Here is a 17,471-nt window from a genome sequence, read left to right on the forward strand (position 1 = left end):
GAGTCAGTCGTCCGAATCCGGGTATTCGTCATCGGATTCATCGGCACCATAGCGCGACTCCTCGTTCTCCACCTCAAGGATCTTCAGCAATTCGGTGTCCGGGTTGAGCATGATCGCTGCCTCGTCGCGCCGGTGCCGCAGGATCGAGTCGATGTAGGACTGCACGGCCTCTGCCAGCGGGATGTGGCGTTCCTGCTTCTCGGACATGTACCACCGGTGCTCCAGGACCTCGTGGACCACCTCGGCGTGCTCGAGCTTGCCGGACAGGTCCCGGGGGATGGAACGCACGATCGGCTCGAAGATCTGGCTGACCCAAAGGTGCGCGCTGTATTCCTCGTCCATCTCAGGGTTGTTGTCCGCCCGGAACGAGTCCATGTCATTGAGGAGGCGGCGGGCCTGGTTCTCCTGCGCATCCAGGCCGGTCAGCCGGAGCAGCCGCCGCTGGTGGTGCCCCGCGTCCACCACCTTGGGCTGCAGCTGGATGGTGGAGCCGTTCTGGGTGGTCTTGATGGCATATTCCTCCACGTCGAAGCCGAGTTCGTTCAGGCGCCGGATGCGGGCGCCCACCCGCCAGCGTTCGCCCAGCTCAAAGGATTCCTTCTCCGTCAGTTCAGCCCACAGCCGCCGGTAGCTGTCCATGATCAGCTCGCTGGTGGCGACGGGGTCCACCTTCTCCTCGATGAGGCCGCCGTCCAGCAGGTCCATCAGTTCGCCGGCGATGTTGACCCTGGCGATTTCCAGGTCGTATTCGCGCTGGCCGGTGGACAGGTCCGGGTACAGCTCGCCCGTTTCGGCGTCCACCAGGTAGGCGGCAAAGGCTCCGGCGTCGCGGCGGAAGAGGGTATTGGACAGCGACACGTCACCCCAGTAGAAGCCGATCAAGTGCAGCCTCACCAGCAGCAGCGCCTGGGCATCGATGAGGCGCGTCAGGGTGTCCTTGCGCAGCATCTGGGAGAACAGCGCGCGGTACGGCATGGAGAACTTCAGGTGCCGGGTCACGAGGACGGGGTTGAGCGGGCGCCCGTCGGGGGTGGTCCGCCCGGTGATCACCGCGACCGGTTCCACACAGGGCACATCGAAACGGGCCAGCTTGCGGAGCATGTGGTACTCGTGGCGGGCCACGTGCTCGGAGGTTTCCTTGATGGCGATGACAGAGCCGCCCAGGTGGGCAAAGCGCACAATGTGACGCGAGATGCCGCGGGGGAGGGCCGCCAGGTACTGCGCTGGCCACTCCTCGAGGGCGATATGCCAGGGCAGGTCCAGCAGTTCCGGATCCGCTGCCGCGGCGGTGATGTTCAGGGACGACGCTACCGAGGCCGCTTTGTTGTCATCGGCACTGGCCGCCACGAACCGCGGCAGTTTACCGATCTGCGCGTAGTCGGTGGGTTCGTCGTGCCACTGGGCGCTGTATTCCTCGGTCATGGGTCAATTCTTCCGTACTTGGGGCAGGGCGGCTAAATTTCGCGCAGGCGTTGTTAAAGGCCGACGGCGGCCCGCCAGTGAGGAGGGCCGCCGTCGGTCATGCGGGTGGTTGGGTCCGGCGTTTCGGCCGGCCCAACCTGCAATGGCGTTAGTCGCCGAGGCGCAGGCCGGTCTTGGTGTCGAACAGGTGCACGTGGCCCGACTGCGGACGGACGTAGATGACCTCGCCCTTCATCGGAGGACGGCGGCCGTCGACGCGGGCCACGATGTCGTGGTCCTTGCCGTCAAGGTTGGTGTGGCCGTAGACGTAGGCGTCGGCGCCGAGTTCTTCGACCACGTCCACCTCCACCTTCAGGCCTTCGCCCTGCGGCGCGGTTTCCAGGTCTTCCGGACGGCTTCCCAGCGTGACCGTGGAGCCGTGTGCCTCTTCGAGGACGTCGCGCGGCACGGGGTAGACGGTGCCGCCGAACTGGACACCGCCGTCGACCACGGGAAGCTCGAGCAGGTTCATGGCGGGGGAGCCGATGAAGCCGGCCACGAAGACGTTCTTCGGGCGGTCGTAGAGGTTGCGCGGGGTGTCAACCTGCTGCAGCAGGCCGTCCTTCAGCACGGCGACGCGGTCGCCCATGGTCATGGCCTCAACCTGGTCGTGCGTCACGTAGACGGTGGTGACGCCGAGGCGGCGGGTCAGTGACGCGATCTGCGTACGGGTCTGCACGCGGAGCTTGGCGTCCAGGTTGGACAGCGGCTCATCCATGAGGAAGACCTGCGGGTTACGGACGATTGCGCGGCCCATGGCAACACGCTGGCGCTGGCCGCCGGAGAGTGCCTTCGGCTTGCGGTCCAGGTACTGCTCAAGGTCAAGCAGTTTGGCGGCTTCACGGACACGCTCGGCGCGCTCTTCCTTGGAGACGCCGGCGATCTTCAGGGCGAAGCCCATGTTGTCGGCCACAGTCATGTGCGGGTACAGCGCGTAGTTCTGGAAAACCATCGCGATGTCGCGGTCCTTCGGCGGAACGTCGGTGACGTCGCGGTCACCGATCAGGATCCGGCCGGCGTTGACGTCCTCGAGGCCCGCCAGCATGCGCAGGGAGGTGGACTTACCGCAACCGGAGGGTCCCACGAGGACCAGGAATTCGCCATCGGCGATGTCGATGTTGAGCTTATCGACGGCGGGCTTATCTGTGCCCGGGTACAGGCGCGTAGCGTTGTCAAAAGTAACTGTAGCCACAGTTATCAATCCCTTCACCGGCAGGTACGTGCCGGACGATCCGTTGTGAATGGTTCATGTTTATTCAGTTTTGTTCCTGCACAGTGCTCCGAGCCTAAGCCCGGAGCACAAAATGACGCCGCACGCTGGTTGTGCGCCACATCACACACAAAGTATGCCAGACGTTGCGCTTCCTGGCGAAAATGTTACAAACGTCACATCCGCCGCCTGCCACCCCTTAACCGGACGCGGCCTGCGAATCCTCTTCGGCCACAGCAATGCTCCGCTCCTGGAGGAGTGCCTCCAGCAGTTCCGCAATGTGGACGGGTGCCTCAACCCGGTACTGGGCCTGCGTGAAATCAAGGCCTACCTTGACCCCCACGTCTCCTGGCTCAAGCCGGCCAAAGGCGTCCTCGTCCGTGACGTCGTCACCGGCGAACAGCACTGCGGTGGCGCCGCTGGCCTGCCGCAGGAAGGTGACTCCCTCGCCCTTGGAGGCATGGACCACAGAAGTCTCCAGGACGCGTTTGCCTTCCTTCAGGAAGACACCTTTGCGGTCCTGGAGCACCGACCGTGCTGCCGCCACGGCGTCCTCGGCGACATCGTCCTCCGCCTGCCGGGTATGCAGGACGACGCCAGCCGGCTTGTCCTCCAGGGAGGTGCCGGGTGCCTCGGCGACGATGCCGGCCAGTTCGGCCCGGATCTCTTCCAGGAGCGCCTTCTGGTCTTCCTCCAGGGCCAGCTCGGTGGAGCCCGGCCCCAGCCACGCTTCGGCGCCGTGGCTGCCGATCAGCAGGGTGTCCACCGGCGGGGAGGCGACCTTCCGCAGGCTGGCAAGGGCGCGCCCGGAGATGAGGGCCGTCGTCGTCCGTGGAAGCACGGCGAGGCCCGCGAACGCGGCGGCTGACCGGGGAAGCGGTCGTGCGTCCTGCGCCCGATCCACGATGGGTGCCATGGTGCCGTCGAAATCCATGGCCACGAGCAGGTGCTCCGTGGCGGCGATCCGTCGCAGGGCTTCGCGGAGTTCGGGGGTGAGCGCCAAAGGCGCCTTGCCGGGACGCTCAGGAGTCATCGCGGACCACTTTCTCGTTCAGGGCGCGCAGGAAGTCTGCTGACCAGTGGTCCACGTCGTGGTCCAGGATTTGTTTGCGCATGGCCCGCATGCGGCGTGAGGCTTCCCTCGGGGTGAGCTCCACGGCGGCCATGATGGTGTTCTTGAGGCCGGCGATGTCGTGCGGGTTGATCAGCAGTGCCTGCTTCAGCTGGTCGGCCGCCCCGGCGAACTCGCTCAGGACCAGGGCGCCGTCGTTGTTGTTTCGCGCGGTGACATATTCCTTGGCCACGAGGTTCATTCCGTCCCGCAGGGCGGTGACCAGCATGACGTCCGCGGCCAGGTACAACGCCACCATCTCCTCCACGGGGTAGCTGTGGTGCAGATAGCGGACGGCGGTGTTTTCGAGGGTGTCGTAGGTGCCGTTGATGTGTCCAACGGTGCCTTCCACTTCCTCGCGCAGGAGCCGGTACTGCTCCACCCGCTCCCGGCTGGGGGAGGCGACCTGGATGAGGGTTGCATCGCCCACCGTGAGCCGGCCGTCCGCCAGGAGCTCCTCGAAGGCCTTCAACCGGTGGCGGATGCCCTTGGTGTAATCCAGCCTGTCCACTCCGAGCAGGATGGTCTTGGGGTTGCCAAGGTCCTGGCGGATCTGGCGGGCGCGTTCGATGATGTCCGGCCGGGCGGCGAGCTCGGTGATCTGCTTGACGTCGATGGAGATGGGGAAGGCCTGGGCCCGGGCGATGTGGGTCAACTGGCCGTTGTGGTCCTTGACGTGCACCTGCTGCTGCTTGACGCTGGCGCCGAGGAAGCGGCGGGCGGAGCGCATGAAGTTTCCCGCGTCGCTGGGCCGCTGGAAGCCCACCAGGTCCGCGCCCAGCAACCCGTCGATGATGGCCTGGCGCCAGGGAAGCTGGGCGAAGATCTCCGGCGGCGGGAACGGGATGTGGTTGAAGAAGCCGATCCGCAGGTCCGGCCGTGCTTCACGGAGCAACCGCGGCACCAGCTGGAGCTGGTAGTCCTGCACCCACACGGTGGCGCCCTGGTCCGCATGGCGCACGACGGCGTCGGCGAACCTGCGGTTAACCCGGCGGTAGGCGTCCCACCAGGTGCGGTGGAACTCCGGCGGGGCGATGACGTCGTGGTACAGCGGCCAAAGGCTGGCGTTGGAGAACCCTTCGTAGTACAGCTCCACGTCATCGGTGCTGAGCTGTACTGGAACAAGGTCCATGCCGCCGTGGCTGAAGGGCTCGACCGTTTCGTCGGGGGCTCCGTGCCAGCCGACCCAGGCGCCGTCCGTCTTGGTCATCATCGGGGCGAGGGCGGTCACCAGGCCTCCGGGAGACCGGCGCCAGCCTGAGCCGTCGTCGCTGTCATCCCCCGGGGCCACCCGGTCCACGGGCAGCCTGTTGGAGACCACCATGAAGTCGTATTTGGTATGGCCGGCGTGGCCGGAACCGGAACTGCCGGCCGTAGCTGTTCCGGCTGGTTTTTCCTGGACGGGTGTTTGCATTGCGGCCCCCTGGGGTTGCTTGTGCCTCTAAGCCACCCTAGCCGGACGGAATCATCGGGGCTATTCGTCCGTTGGTCAACCCGGAAGAATGGTTGAAACCGCAAGCTCTCAGCTTTCTCCCCTAAAATGTTAGGGGTGCCACCAAGTGGTCCCCCTACGTCGACCGACCCAAGGAACTCATGAGCCCCGCAAACGAAGTACGTAAGTCCAAGGCTGAGCGAACCGCGGAGGCGCGGGAAAAGGCGCGCCTGATCCGCGAAGCGCAGGTAAAGAAGGACAAGCGCAACAAGCTCCTCATTGGCTGGGGCATCGTGGCGGCGGTTGTGGCCATCCTGGTGGTGGTGGCCCTGGTGGTCACCAACAGCCTCAAGCAGAACGCGCCGGTAGCCGACCAGGGGCCGGTCCCCGCCAACGCCAACGCCCACGGCGGCGTGACCCTGCTGGCCAACACCGACGTGGCCAAGACGGAACCGGCTACCGTCGACGCGGCCTCCCTGGGGGATGCCCCCAAGACCCCACCGGCGGAGGTAGTGGCCCCGGGCGCCGAAGCTGAGGCCGGCAAGCCGGTGAAGGTTGTCCTCTACATCGACTTCATCTGCCCGGTCTGCAAGAACTTCGAGGCCCAGTACAACGACCAGCTGACCTCGCTGCGCAATGACGGCAAGATCACCGTTGAATACCGCGCACTCGGGTTCCTGGACAGCCGGTCCACCACCAACTACTCGTCCCGGGCCGCCAACGCTGCGGCCTGCGTGGCCAACGAGTCCCCGGAGAAGTACTCCGACTTCTTCAACGCGCTGTTTGCCAAGCAGCCTGCGGAGGGCAGCGCAGGCCTGTCGGACAACGACCTGAAGAAGATGGCCTCCGACCTGGGCGTGAACATCGACTCCTGCGTGGATGACAAGACGTACCGCCCGTTCGTGAAGTTCACCACCAAGGAAGCGGCGGCGATCGGCGTGACCGGTACGCCCACCGTGTTCGTGGACGGAAAGCAGTGGGGCAAGGGCGACAGCGCCCAGACGCCGTTCCCGGACTTCCTGCAGGCAGCCATCACGGCCAAGGGCTAACGCGAAACAGCCCGGGCAAGGGCCCGCTCCGGATCTGCTCCGGGGCGGGCCCTTGCGCGTCCGCCGCCGGTTCCGCGGGCGTTTTTACCCCCGGCGGGAGTTGGGCTAACCTTATCTAGCGCCTGCGGGCGCACGCCCTTCCGGGGCACGCCTCCTTAGCTCAGTTGGCCAGAGCACCGCTCTTGTAAAGCGGGGGTCGTCGGTTCGAATCCGACAGGGGGCTCCACGCCACCTCCGGGTCTAAGCTGGATCCATCCGAATAATCAGCCTGCTGACTAAAGGAGGATGGGTGCCATGCCCAAGACCGGCAAGAATGACCATGCCCGCAAGGACGAACTGCCGTCGACGCTGCGGCGCTCCGGGCAAAAAGCCCAGGACACGTTCGCGAAGACCTATGACTCTGCGCTTGAGTCCTACGACAACGACGAAGAGCGTGCCGCCCGCGCAGCCTACGCCTCACTGAAGCACAGCTACGAGAAGGTGGGCGACCATTGGGAGCCCAAGGAGAAGCGCGGCCCGTCTGACAAGCACGCGGAGCAGGGTATCCGGTCCTCCGAGCCCACTGCCGGCGGCGTCGACGCCAATGCGTCCAAGGAACACCTCTACAAGCTGGCCAGGGAAATGGACGTCAAGGGCCGCTCGAAGATGGACAAGGACCAACTGGTCCACGCCCTCCAGAAGGCCAACGACGCAGCCACCCGCAAAGCCCGCAGCAAATAGCCTGGGCTCTTGCCGTCCCGCCGTCCCAAGGTGTCGAATCAGATGACACGTCCGGTCCGGCCGGCAACGATGCCAGGAGGTTCCAATGTCGGTGAAGAGCACCAAGGAGTCGGCGCGGGGTGCAGGCGGCAGGAACGGGCCGGATGCAAAGCGGGCCGACCAGGCCACCGGGATCGCGGCGGAGGACCCGGCCCGGATCCGGAACGTGGCCCTGGTGGGGCACTCCGGCGCCGGGAAGACCTTGCTGATCGAGGCGCTGCTCGCAGCCAACGGGGTGATTACCCGCAAGGGCTCCATCGCTGACGGCTCCACGGTCAGCGACTCGGATCCGGCCGCAGTGCACCAGCAACGCTCGGTCACGCTGTCTTTGGTTCCGTTGCTGGTTGGCGACGTCAAAGTGAACCTCCTGGACACCCCCGGCTACCCCGATTTCATCGGGGAACTCCGGGCAGGACTGAGGGCTTCGGACGCCGCCCTGTTCGTGGTCTCGGCCGTGGACGGCATTGATGCCACCACCACGGCGCTGTGGGGCGAGTGCGCGCACATGGGCCTGCCACGCGCCGTCGTCATCACCAGGGTGGACCACCCGCGGGCGGATTACGACGGCGCCCTTGCCGCCTGCCAGAAAGCGTTCGGCGACGGCGTGCTCCCGCTGTACGTCCCGGTGCCGGCCGAAGGCGGGGCAGCCGGGCTCCTCGGCCTGCTGTCCCAGGAGGTGACTGACTACTCCTCCGGAGATCCCGCACCGGAGGTCCGTCCAGCCGCCCCGGAGGAACTCGCCGCCGCCGGGACCGCAAGGGGCGCCCTGATCGAGGGCATCATCGCCGAGAGCGAAGACGAAACGCTGATGGACCGCTACCTGGAAGGGGAGGACATCGATACAGGGGTGCTGGCGGACGACCTGGAAACCGCCGTCGCCCGAGGCTCCTTCTTTCCCGTCCTGCCAACGTCCGCCGTCACAGGACTCGGCACGGCGGAACTGCTCGACGTCCTGGTGCGCGCCTTCCCGGCACCATTGGAAGGCAAACTGCCGGACACGACCGACCTCGCGGGGGAACCGGGTGGAAGACTGTCCTGCGATCCCGATGGGCCGCTCGCCGCTGAAGTAGTGCGGACCTCAAACGATCCCTTCCTGGGCCGCATCTGCCTGGTGCGGGTTTTCTCCGGGACGCTGCGGGAAGACACTCCTGTCCACGTGGGCGGACACGGCCTGGCTGACCGCGGGCACCAGGACCACGACACCGATGAACGGGTCACCCACATCTACTCCCCGCTGGGTGCCAGCCTGCGGCCTGTTCCCTTCTCCGTGGCAGGTGACATGTGCGCCCTGGCGAAGCTGGGCAGCGCTGAAACCGGGGACACCATTTCTGCCCGGGAAAGCCCGCTGCTGCTGGCCACCTGGGAGATGCCCGAACCGCTGCTGCCGGTGGCCGTGGAAGCGGATTCCCGCAGCGACGAGGATGCGCTGGCCCGCAGCCTGGGCCGGATCGCCGCCGGGGATCCCACCCTGCGGGTTGACCGGAACGCGGAGACCCACCAGCTGGTGCTGTGGTGCATGGGGGAGGCGCACGCCGAGGTGGTCCTGGACCGGCTCCGCGAGCAGGGGGTGAAACTGCATACCGTTGAGGTGGTGACACCGCTGCGGGAAACCTTCGCTGCCCCCACCTCCGGCCACGGACGCCACGTCAAGCAGTCCGGCGGCCATGGCCAGTACGCCGTGTGCGACATCGACGTGGAACCGCTGGAACGCGGTGGCGGGTTTGAGTTCGTGGACAAGACCGTGGGTGGCGTCATCCCGGGAACGTTCATTCCGTCTATCGAAAAAGGGGTCCGGGCGCAGATGGAGCGGGGGGTGTCTGCAGGTTTTCCCGTGGTGGACCTGCGCGTGACCCTGACCGGCGGCAAAGCCCACAGCGTGGACTCCTCCGATGCGGCGTTCCAGGCGGCAGGGGCCCTGGCGCTGCGCGAAGCCGCAGCCGCCGGGAAGGTCCAGCTGCTCGAACCGGTGTCCTCCGTGACCATCACCGTTGCCGACGAACACGTGGGCACCGTGATGAGCGACTTGTCCGGCCGGCGGGGCCGCCTCACGGGCACCACCTCATCAGGCGAAGGACTGACGGAGATCAGCGCTGAGGTCCCCGACCAGGAACTCCTGCGCTACGCGGTGGAACTGCGGGCCCTGACGGCAGGCACCGGCCGGTTCCGGCGGCAGTACCTGCGCCACGATCCCGTCCCCCCAAATTTCAGCCCGTCCTGATCCGGCCCGGCACAGCCCGAAGGAACGGCCGCCATGAATGCCGCAGCACGAAAGATCCAGAACGTCTACCTGACGCTGACATTGGGAAACACCCTTGCGGCGTCCTTCATCTGGGGAATCAACACGCTCTTCCTGCTGGACGCCGGGCTCACCAACCTCGAAGCCTTCGCCGCGAATGCCTTCTTCACCGCAGGGATGGTTCTCTTCGAGGTGCCCACCGGGGTGGTGGCGGACAGCTGGGGACGCCGCGCATCCTTCCTGCTGGGCACCGTGACCCTCGCGGCGTCCACGTACCTGTACTACCTGCTCTGGCAGCTCTCTGCCCCGTTCTGGTGGTGGGCGGCCGTGTCAGCGCTGCTTGGCCTTGGCTTCACGTTCTTCTCCGGAGCCGTGGAAGCCTGGCTGGTGGATGCGCTCCACTTCTCCGGCTACGACGGCGGCCTGGAAGCTGTCCTGGGGCGGGGCCAGATGGTGTCCGGCGTTGCCATGCTGGCCGGATCCGTGGCAGGCGGTGTCATTGCCCAGGCCACGAACCTTGGAGTCCCTTTCCTGCTGCGGGTGGGAGTGCTGGTGGCGATGTTCGCCGTTGCGTTCCTCCTCATGCACGACGTGGGGTTCACCCCTGAGCGGTCGGCCCACCCGGTGCAGGCCACGCGCGCGGTCCTGCGGGCCTCGTTGGAGGGCGGACTGAAGAACCCTCCGGTGCGGTTCATGATGCTGGCGGCCCCGTTCACCGAGGGCGTGGGGTTCTACGTCTTCTACGCCCTCCAGCCGTACCTGCTGCAGCTGTTCGGGGACCCCAAGGCCTATGCCATCGCAGGACTGGCAGCTGCGATCGTTGCCGGCGCGGACATCGTTGGCGGTTGGCTGGCGCCGCTGGTCCGGAAACTGGTGGGCCGCCGCACCACGGTTTTGATCGGCTCCACGATCGCCAGCTCAGTGGTCCTGGTGGTGCTCCTGGCCACCCACTCCTTCTGGCTGGCCCTGGTCCTGCTGTCGCTGTGGGCCGTGGTTGCCTCCGCCGGCACCCCTGTCCGCCAGGCGTACCTGAACGACATGATTGCCTCTAAGCAGCGGGCCACGGTCCTGAGCTTCGCTTCGCTCATGGGTTCCAGCGGGGGAGTGGTGGTGCAGCCTGTGCTGGGCAGGACCGCGGACCTTTACGGCTACCCGGCGTCCCTTGCCCTGGGCGGTGCGGTGCAGCTGCTGGCGGCACCCTTCATTGTGTTGAGCCGGCGACGGCGCTCGCCGGCTGATGTTGCCACCGGCCTGGCTGCGCCCTGAGCAGTTGCCGGGAAAGTGCCGCGGGAGGCACACAGGGAAGGCCCCCGTTGCCCTGGCTGTGGTCCAGGTCGACGAGGGCCTTCGTTTGTGCAGGTGGGGCGTCTTACTTTATTCCTGCATCCACCGTTTCGCTGGCGGCCGGCGCCGGCTTTTCCTGGGCCGGCGGGGGGCTGGTCTTGAGCTTGAAGCGCTTTCCAATGGTGCCGCCGCCACCGCTGCGGTTCTTGTTGAAGATGTCGAAGCCAACGGCGATAAGGAGCACCAGGCCCTTGATGAGCTGCTGGTAGTCGGTGCCCAGTCCCAGGATGGACATGCCGTTGTTGAGGACGCCCATGATGAGGCCACCGATCATGGCTCCGGCCACCGTTCCGATGCCGCCGGTGACGGCGGCGCCGCCAATGAACGCCGCGGCGATGGAGTCGAGTTCGAAGCCGGTTCCGCCGGCGGGCTGTGCCGAGTTGAGGCGGGCCGTGAAGACCAGGCCGGCCAGTGCTGCCAGCACGCCCATGTTCACGAAGAGGCGGAACGTAACGGCCTTGGTCTTGATGCCTGACAGTTCAGCCGCGTGGAGGTTGCCGCCGATGGCGTACGTGTGGCGGCCGAAGACGCTGTTGTTCATGAGTGCGGTGTACGCGATCACCAGGCCGGCAAGGACCACCAGCACGATCGGAGTGCCCCGGTAGGACGCCAGCAGGAACGTGATGACCAGCATGAGCAGCGCGGTGAAGGTGGTCTTGATGACGAACCAGACCATGGGTTCGCTTTCGAGGTCGAACTTCCGGCGGATCCTGCGTTCCTTGAAGGCCTGGATCAGCAGGGCCGCCGTGGCGCCGACGCCCAGGATGACGGTGAGCCATTCCAGCACGGAAGTGCCGCCGGAAATGTCCGGAAGGAAGCCGCCGCCCAGGGCCCGCAGTTCGGCGGGGAACGGGGTGATCTGCTGGTTCTTGAGCGTGATGAGCGTCAGCCCGCGGAAGATCAGCATGCCGGCGAGCGTCACGATGAAGGCCGGAATTCCCACGTAGGCGATCCAGTAGCCCTGCCAGGCACCGACTAAGGCACCGACCAGGAGGCATGCGGGGATAGCGGCCCACCACGGCCAGCCCCAGTGCACGATCATGACGCCGGCGACGGCACCGATGAACCCGGCCACCGAGCCGACGGACAGGTCGATGTGCCCGGCGATGATCACCATCACCATGCCGATGGCCAGGATGAGGATGTAGCTGTTCTGGACCACCAGGTTGGTGACGTTCTGTGGTTCCAGCAGGATCCCGCCGGTGAGCCCCTGGAACAGCAGGACGATCAGGATCAGGGCAACGAAGATGCCAACCTGGCGGAGGCGGCTTGTGAGGAATCCGAGCGATTCTCGTAGGGCGGACATTTCGCTATTCCTTCTCTTTGGTCATGTAGTGCATCAGGGTTTCCTGGGTGGCTTCGGCGATGGGCACCTCGCCGGTGATGTGGCCGGCTGCGAGGGTGTAGATGCGGTCGCAGATGCCAAGGAGTTCGGGAAGTTCCGAGGAAATCACAATGACTGCCTTTCCTTCGCCGGCGAGTTTGGCGATGATCGTGTAGATCTCGTATTTGGCGCCGACGTCGATCCCGCGGGTGGGTTCATCGAGGATGAGCACATCGGGGTCGGAGAACATCCATTTGCTCAGCACCACCTTCTGCTGGTTTCCACCCGACAGCTTGCCGGTAATGGCGGCCACGGAGGGTGCCTTGATGTTCATGCTCTTGCGGTAGCCGTTGGCCACCACAGTCTCCTGGTTCTTGTCCACGAAGCCGGTCTTGACGAGCTTGCGCAGTGCCGCCAGCGAGATATTCCGCTTGATGTCCTCAATGAGGTTCAGGCCGTAGTGCTTCCGGTCCTCGGTGGCGTAGGCGATGCCGTGACGGATAGCGTCGGACACCGTGGCGGTGTTGATTTCTTCGCCGTATTTGTACACCTTGCCCGAGGTGGCGGTGCCGTAGGTGCGGCCAAAGACGCTCATGGCAAGTTCGGTGCGCCCGGCGCCCATGAGGCCAGCCAGGCCTACCACCTCACCCTTCCTGACGTGCAGGTTGGCGTTATTGACCACCATGCGGCTGTGGTCCTGGGGGTGGCGTACGGACCAGTCCTCAATCCGCAGGACCTCCTCGCCGATGTTGGGCTCGCGTTCCGGATACAGGCTCTCCAGGTCACGGCCCACCATGCCGCGGATAATCCGTTCCTGCGTGATCTGGCCTTCGTCGAGACGCAGGGTCTCGATGGTCCTGCCGTCCCGGATGATGGTGACGGCGTCCGCCACCTTCCGGATTTCATTAAGTTTGTGGCTGATGATGATGCTGGTGACGCCCTGTCCCTTCAGGTGGAGGATCAGGTCCAGCAGATGGCCGGAATCCTCGTCGTTGAGGGCGGCCGTGGGTTCGTCAAGGATCAGCAGCTTCACCTCCTTGGAGAGGGCCTTGGCGATTTCCACCAGTTGCTGCTTTCCGACACTGATGTGCTGCACGGGGGTGACCGGATTCTCGTCCAAGCCAACGCGGGCCAGCAGCTTGGCTGCCTCGAGGTTGGTCTTGCGCCAGTCCACCCATCCATTGGTGGCCTGTTCATTGCCCAGGTAGATGTTCTCGGCGATGGAGAGGAACGGGCTCAGGGCCAGTTCCTGGTGGATGATGACAATTCCCCGCTTTTCGCTGTCCGAGATGCTGGAGAAGTTGCAGGGTTCGTTCTCGAAGAGGATCTCCCCGTCGAAGGTGTTGTGTGCATAGACGCCGGACAACACTTTCATGAGCGTTGATTTGCCGGCCCCGTTTTCACCGCAGATGGCGTGGACCTCGCCACGGTTCACATCCAGGGTGACGTCCTGCAGCGCTTTTACGCCCGGGAACGTCTTGGTGATTCCTCGCATTTGAAGAATGGGTATGTTCATCGTCAATTCCCACTGACTGGTCGAAAGCTGGGCCTTCCTGCTGCTGCAGGAGGCTGCGGACGGCGCTGTGGCCGGATGGGGGTCCGGCCACAGCCCCCTGGCGCTGACTACTTGACGTCGGAGTCCTTGTAGTAACCCGAGTCGATCAGTTCCTTCTTGTAGTTGTCCTTGGTGATAATGACGGACTTCAGCAGGAAGGCCGGGACCACCTTGACCTTGTTGTTGTAGGTCTTGGTGTCATTGGTTTCCGGTTCCTGGCCCTTGAGGACGGCGTCCACCATCTTCACGGCCTGCGCGCCGAGCTGGCGGGTGTCCTTGAAGATGGTGGAGTACTGCTCGCCGGCGACGATGGACTTCACGGAACCCTTTTCGGCGTCCTGGCCGGTCACCACGGGGAGGCTTCCCTTGGCGTAGCCGCCGGTGCTGGTGAGGGCCGAGATGATGCCGATGGACAGGCCGTCATACGGGGACAGGACGCCGTTCAGCTTGGTGCCGGAGCTGTACGCGGAGGTGAGGATGTCCTCCATGCGCTTCTGGGCCACGGGTGCCTGCCAGCGGAGGATCGCTGCCTGCTCAAACTTGGTCTGTCCGCTGGGGACCTTCAAGGTGCCGGCATCCATGTACGGCTTGAGGGTGTCCATGGCGCCGGTCCAGAAGAAGTTGGCGTTGTTGTCGTCGGGGCTGCCCGCGAAAAGCTCGATGTTGAAGGGGCCTTTGCCGTCCACCTTCTTGCCGCTGGCATCAACGAGGCCCAGGCCGGTCAACAGCGAGGTGGCCTGCTGGACGCCCACCGTGTAGTTGTCGAACGTGGTGTAGTAGTCGACGTTGGGCGTGCCGTTGATGAGGCGGTCGTACGCGATGACCTTGACGTTCTGCTCCTTGGCCTTGGCCAGGACGTCGGTCAGGGTGGTGCCGTCAATGGCGGCGATGATCAGGGCCTTGGCGCCCTTGGTCAGCATGTTTTCGATCTGCGACACCTGGGTGGGGATGTCGTCATTGGCGAACTGGAGGTCCGTCTTGTAGCCGAGGTCCTTCAGGGACTTTTCAACGTTGGCGCCATCGGCGATCCACCGTTCGGACGTCTGAGTGGGCATCGAGATGCCTACCAGTGAATCACTGGGCTTTGCAGCCGCGCCGCTGGGTTCGCTGGCTCCGCCGCGGGCGCCGCAACCGGTGGCACCCACCGTCAGGGCGAGGACAAGCGCCACCGCGCCCATCAGTTTTTTGATTCTCACCATTTTCTCCTTCCGCGGCAGCACTGCCACGAAGTGTTGTTGGACCGGGCAGCACCCGTGCTCCCTGGTCCTGGCCACATTGTTGATGTGTCGGTTCAATATAGACTGATTTGTGAACGCTAACAAGAGGTCCAGGCGGGAATTGCGAAAAGTTTTCGGCTTCATTGACTTCTCGGTTGTTAGCGTTCACACTGACTGCAGCACTTAGCTGTACCCTGACCCCTACAAACCCGGTAATGAGGCCCATGCCTCCCGGACGGAGGCAACCCCCATGCCAGATGCGCTGACCACTCCCAGCTCCGAGTCCCTCCATGACCACTGCGTCATCGGCGTGGATTACGGAACCCTTTCAGGCCGCGCCGTGGTGGTGCGCGTCCGCGACGGCAAGGAGCTGGGCAGCGCCGTCCACGAGTATCCCCACGCCGTGGTCACGGATGTGCTGCCCCGGGATACAGCGGGCGACGACGGCGCCCGGCTTCCCGGGGAATGGGCACTCCAGGTGCCCAACGACTACCGGGACGTCCTGCGTACCGCTGTCCCTGCCGCCGTGGCCGACGCGGGGATCGACCCTGCCGCCGTCGTCGGCATTGCCACCGACTTCACCGCCTGCACCATGGTGCCGGTCAAGGCCGACGGAACCCCCCTGAACGAACTGCCCGCCTTCGCCAACCGCCCGCACGCCTACGTAAAGCTCTGGCGGCACCATGCGGCGCAAGGCCAGGCCGACCGGATCAACCGGCTTGCCGCCGAACGTGGCGAAGACTGGCTTCCCCGCTACGGGGGGCTGATCTCCTCCGAATGGGAGTTCGCGAAGGGACTGCAGCTGCTGGAAGAGGATCCGGAAGCCTACGCCGCCATGGACCACTGGGTGGAGGCGGCCGACTGGATCGTCTGGCAGCTTTGCGGCCGCTACGTCCGCAATGCCTGCACGGCCGGCTACAAGGGGATTTACCAGGATGGCCGGTATCCGTCCGAGGACTTCCTTGCTGCCCTGAACCCCGACTTCAAAGACTTTGTCAGCTCCAAGCTGGAGCACACTATCGGCCGGCTGGGCGATGCCGCCGGCACCCTGACGGCGGAGGCCGCTGCCTGGACCGGGCTGCCGGAGGGCATCGCGGTGGCAGTGGGAAACGTTGACGCGCACGTCACCGCCCCGGCCGCGAAGGCCGTCGAACCCGGCCAGCTGGTGGCGATCATGGGCACCTCCACCTGCCACGTCATGAACGGCAGTGAGCTGCGCGAGGTGCCGGGTATGTGCGGTGCCGTTGATGGTGGAATCGTGCCGGGCCTGTGGGGCTACGAGGCCGGACAGTCAGGCGTCGGCGACATTTTCGGCTGGTTCACCAAGTACGGCGTCCCGCCCGAATACCACCAGGCTGCCAAGGACTCCGGACTGGGGATCCACGAGTACCTGACCGAACTGGCCTCCCGCCAGGCCATCGGGGAGCACGGACTGATCGCACTCGACTGGCATTCGGGCAACCGCTCGGTCCTGGTTGACCACGAGCTTTCGGGCATGGTGGTGGGCCAAACCCTGGCCACCAGGCCCGAGGACACCTACCGCGCCCTCCTGGAAGCCACAGCCTTTGGAACCCGCACTATCGTGGACGCCTTCCGTGACGCTGGAGTCCCGGTCAAGGAATTCATCGTGGCCGGTGGCCTGTTGAAGAACCGGCTCCTGATGCAGATCTACGCTGATGCCACCGGGCTCCAGCTGTCCACCATCGGCTCGGAACAGGGACCGGCACTGGGCTCAGCCATCCATGCCGCCGTCGCAGCGGGAGAATACGCGGACATCCGTGAAGCCGCCGCGGCCATGGGCGCCGAGCCCGGCGAGGTCTACACCCCAATCCCGGAAAACGCGGCCGCCTACGAACAACTGTTCCAGGAATACAAGGCCCTCCACGACTACTTCGGCAGGGGCGGCAACGACGTCATGCACCGGCTCAAGGCCATCCAGCGCAAAGCCGCCCAGGCGGCCCAGCCTGCAACAGGCTCCGTATCCGAATCACCCGTGGGGGTGTCCGCATGACCGCCGGGACAGGTGCCGGAACCGGCCTTCTGGAAACCATCGCCCGGATCCGGGCGGAGGTGTGCGCCCTGCACGCCGAGCTGACCCGGTACGGCCTGGTGGTGTGGACGGCGGGCAACGTTTCGGCGCGGGTGCCGGGCACCGACCTCATGGTGATCAAGCCGTCCGGTGTCTCGTACCAGGAGCTCACCCCGGAGCAGATGATCGTGACCGACTTGTACGGCACCCCGGTCAGGGGCACCAACGTGGGCGGCAGCGGCACGGTGGACTGGGGCAATCCCGCGCTGTCGCCGTCGTCGGACACCGCCGCGCACGCCTACGTGTACCGGCACATGCCGGAGGTGGGCGGGGTGGTGCACACGCATTCCACGTACGCCACCGCCTGGGCTGCCCGGGGCGAGGCCATCCCCTGCGTGCTCACCATGATGGGGGACGAGTTCGGCGGCTCGATCCCGGTGGGCCCGTTCGCGCTGATCGGCGACGACTCGATTGGGCACGGAATCGTGGAGACGCTGAAGAATTCCACGTCCCCGGCGGTCCTGATGCAGAATCACGGCCCGTTCACCATCGGCAAGGATGCCCGCTCCGCCGTCAAGGCCGCCGTCATGTGCGAGGAAGTGGCGCGCACCGTGCACATTTCCCGGCAACTGGGCGAGCCGCTGCCCATTGACCAGGCCCACATCGACTCCCTCTACGCCCGCTACCAGAACGTCTACGGCCAATAACAAGCACCGGCCACCAACCGGCCAGAAAATCTTTCCA

General features: G+C 65.4%; 13 protein-coding genes and 1 tRNA gene. 7 read left to right on the top strand and 7 right to left on the bottom strand.

What is annotated here, in order from left to right; translation table 11 throughout:
• Positions 1–3: 3 nt before the first annotated feature.
• The 4 genes from ACZ9J7_RS11030 to ACZ9J7_RS11045 all read right to left on the bottom strand — a co-directional run bounded on the left by ACZ9J7_RS11030 (position 4) and on the right by ACZ9J7_RS11045 (position 5,196).
• Complete coding sequence (locus tag ACZ9J7_RS11030) at positions 4–1,422, bottom strand: DUF4032 domain-containing protein (RefSeq protein ID WP_141158077.1); 1,419 nt, start codon at positions 1,420–1,422, stop codon at positions 4–6.
• Between the two features lie 148 nt (positions 1,423–1,570).
• Positions 1,571–2,653, bottom strand: a complete 1,083-nt coding sequence (locus ACZ9J7_RS11035; protein ID WP_159632896.1) for an ABC transporter ATP-binding protein — start codon at positions 2,651–2,653, stop codon at positions 1,571–1,573.
• A gap of 217 nt (positions 2,654–2,870) precedes the next feature.
• Positions 2,871–3,704, bottom strand: coding sequence for a trehalose-phosphatase (gene otsB, locus ACZ9J7_RS11040; protein WP_476209343.1), 834 nt, complete (start codon positions 3,702–3,704; stop codon positions 2,871–2,873).
• The gene (locus ACZ9J7_RS11045) at positions 3,694–5,196 is read right to left on the bottom strand and encodes an alpha,alpha-trehalose-phosphate synthase (UDP-forming) (RefSeq protein ID WP_141158075.1); all 1,503 of its coding nucleotides are present in this window, start codon (positions 5,194–5,196) and stop codon (positions 3,694–3,696) included. Before ACZ9J7_RS11045 ends, otsB begins: the two co-directional genes overlap by 11 nt.
• 179 nt (positions 5,197–5,375) lie before the next feature.
• Here ACZ9J7_RS11045 and ACZ9J7_RS11050 point away from each other — a divergent pair, with 179 nt between their 5' ends.
• The 5 genes from ACZ9J7_RS11050 (at position 5,376) to ACZ9J7_RS11070 (ending at position 10,524) form a co-directional block, all read left to right on the top strand.
• A complete protein-coding gene (locus ACZ9J7_RS11050) occupies positions 5,376–6,263 on the top strand; it encodes a DsbA family protein (protein ID WP_476209345.1) in 888 nt (295 codons plus the stop codon).
• A gap of 149 nt (positions 6,264–6,412) precedes the next feature.
• A tRNA-Thr gene (locus ACZ9J7_RS11055) sits at positions 6,413–6,489 on the top strand.
• A gap of 68 nt (positions 6,490–6,557) precedes the next feature.
• Positions 6,558–6,983, top strand: a complete 426-nt coding sequence (locus tag ACZ9J7_RS11060; RefSeq protein ID WP_476209347.1) for a ChaB family protein — start codon at positions 6,558–6,560, stop codon at positions 6,981–6,983.
• An 85-nt stretch (positions 6,984–7,068) separates the two neighbouring features.
• Positions 7,069–9,240, top strand: a complete 2,172-nt coding sequence (locus ACZ9J7_RS11065) for an elongation factor G-like protein EF-G2 (RefSeq protein ID WP_476209349.1) — start codon at positions 7,069–7,071, stop codon at positions 9,238–9,240.
• A gap of 33 nt (positions 9,241–9,273) precedes the next feature.
• Positions 9,274–10,524, top strand: coding sequence for an MFS transporter (locus tag ACZ9J7_RS11070; protein ID WP_476209350.1), 1,251 nt, complete (start codon positions 9,274–9,276; stop codon positions 10,522–10,524).
• Between the two features lie 103 nt (positions 10,525–10,627).
• Here ACZ9J7_RS11070 and mmsB read toward each other — a convergent pair whose 3' ends face one another.
• The 3 genes from mmsB to chvE form a co-directional block, all read right to left on the bottom strand.
• Positions 10,628–11,908, bottom strand: coding sequence for a multiple monosaccharide ABC transporter permease (gene mmsB / locus ACZ9J7_RS11075; RefSeq protein ID WP_476209352.1), 1,281 nt, complete (start codon positions 11,906–11,908; stop codon positions 10,628–10,630).
• 4 nt (positions 11,909–11,912) lie between these two features.
• On the bottom strand, positions 11,913–13,442 hold the full coding sequence (gene mmsA, locus ACZ9J7_RS11080; protein WP_476209354.1) for a multiple monosaccharide ABC transporter ATP-binding protein: 1,530 nt from the start codon (positions 13,440–13,442) through the stop codon (positions 11,913–11,915).
• 107 nt (positions 13,443–13,549) lie between these two features.
• Entirely contained in the window at positions 13,550–14,680 is a 1,131-nt protein-coding gene (chvE, locus tag ACZ9J7_RS11085) for a multiple monosaccharide ABC transporter substrate-binding protein (RefSeq protein ID WP_476209356.1), read from the bottom strand.
• A 268-nt stretch (positions 14,681–14,948) separates the two neighbouring features.
• Here chvE and araB point away from each other — a divergent pair, with 268 nt between their 5' ends.
• Both araB and ACZ9J7_RS11095 read left to right on the top strand, forming a co-directional pair.
• A complete protein-coding gene (gene araB, locus ACZ9J7_RS11090) occupies positions 14,949–16,709 on the top strand; it encodes a ribulokinase (protein WP_476209358.1) in 1,761 nt (586 codons plus the stop codon).
• Positions 16,706–17,434 (top strand): L-ribulose-5-phosphate 4-epimerase, encoded by a 729-nt coding sequence (locus tag ACZ9J7_RS11095; RefSeq protein ID WP_476209359.1) that lies wholly within the window; start codon positions 16,706–16,708, stop codon positions 17,432–17,434. Before araB ends, ACZ9J7_RS11095 begins: the two co-directional genes overlap by 4 nt.
• Positions 17,435–17,471 lie beyond the last annotated feature (37 nt).

This window comes from Pseudarthrobacter sp. TE9888, assembly GCF_056279345.1.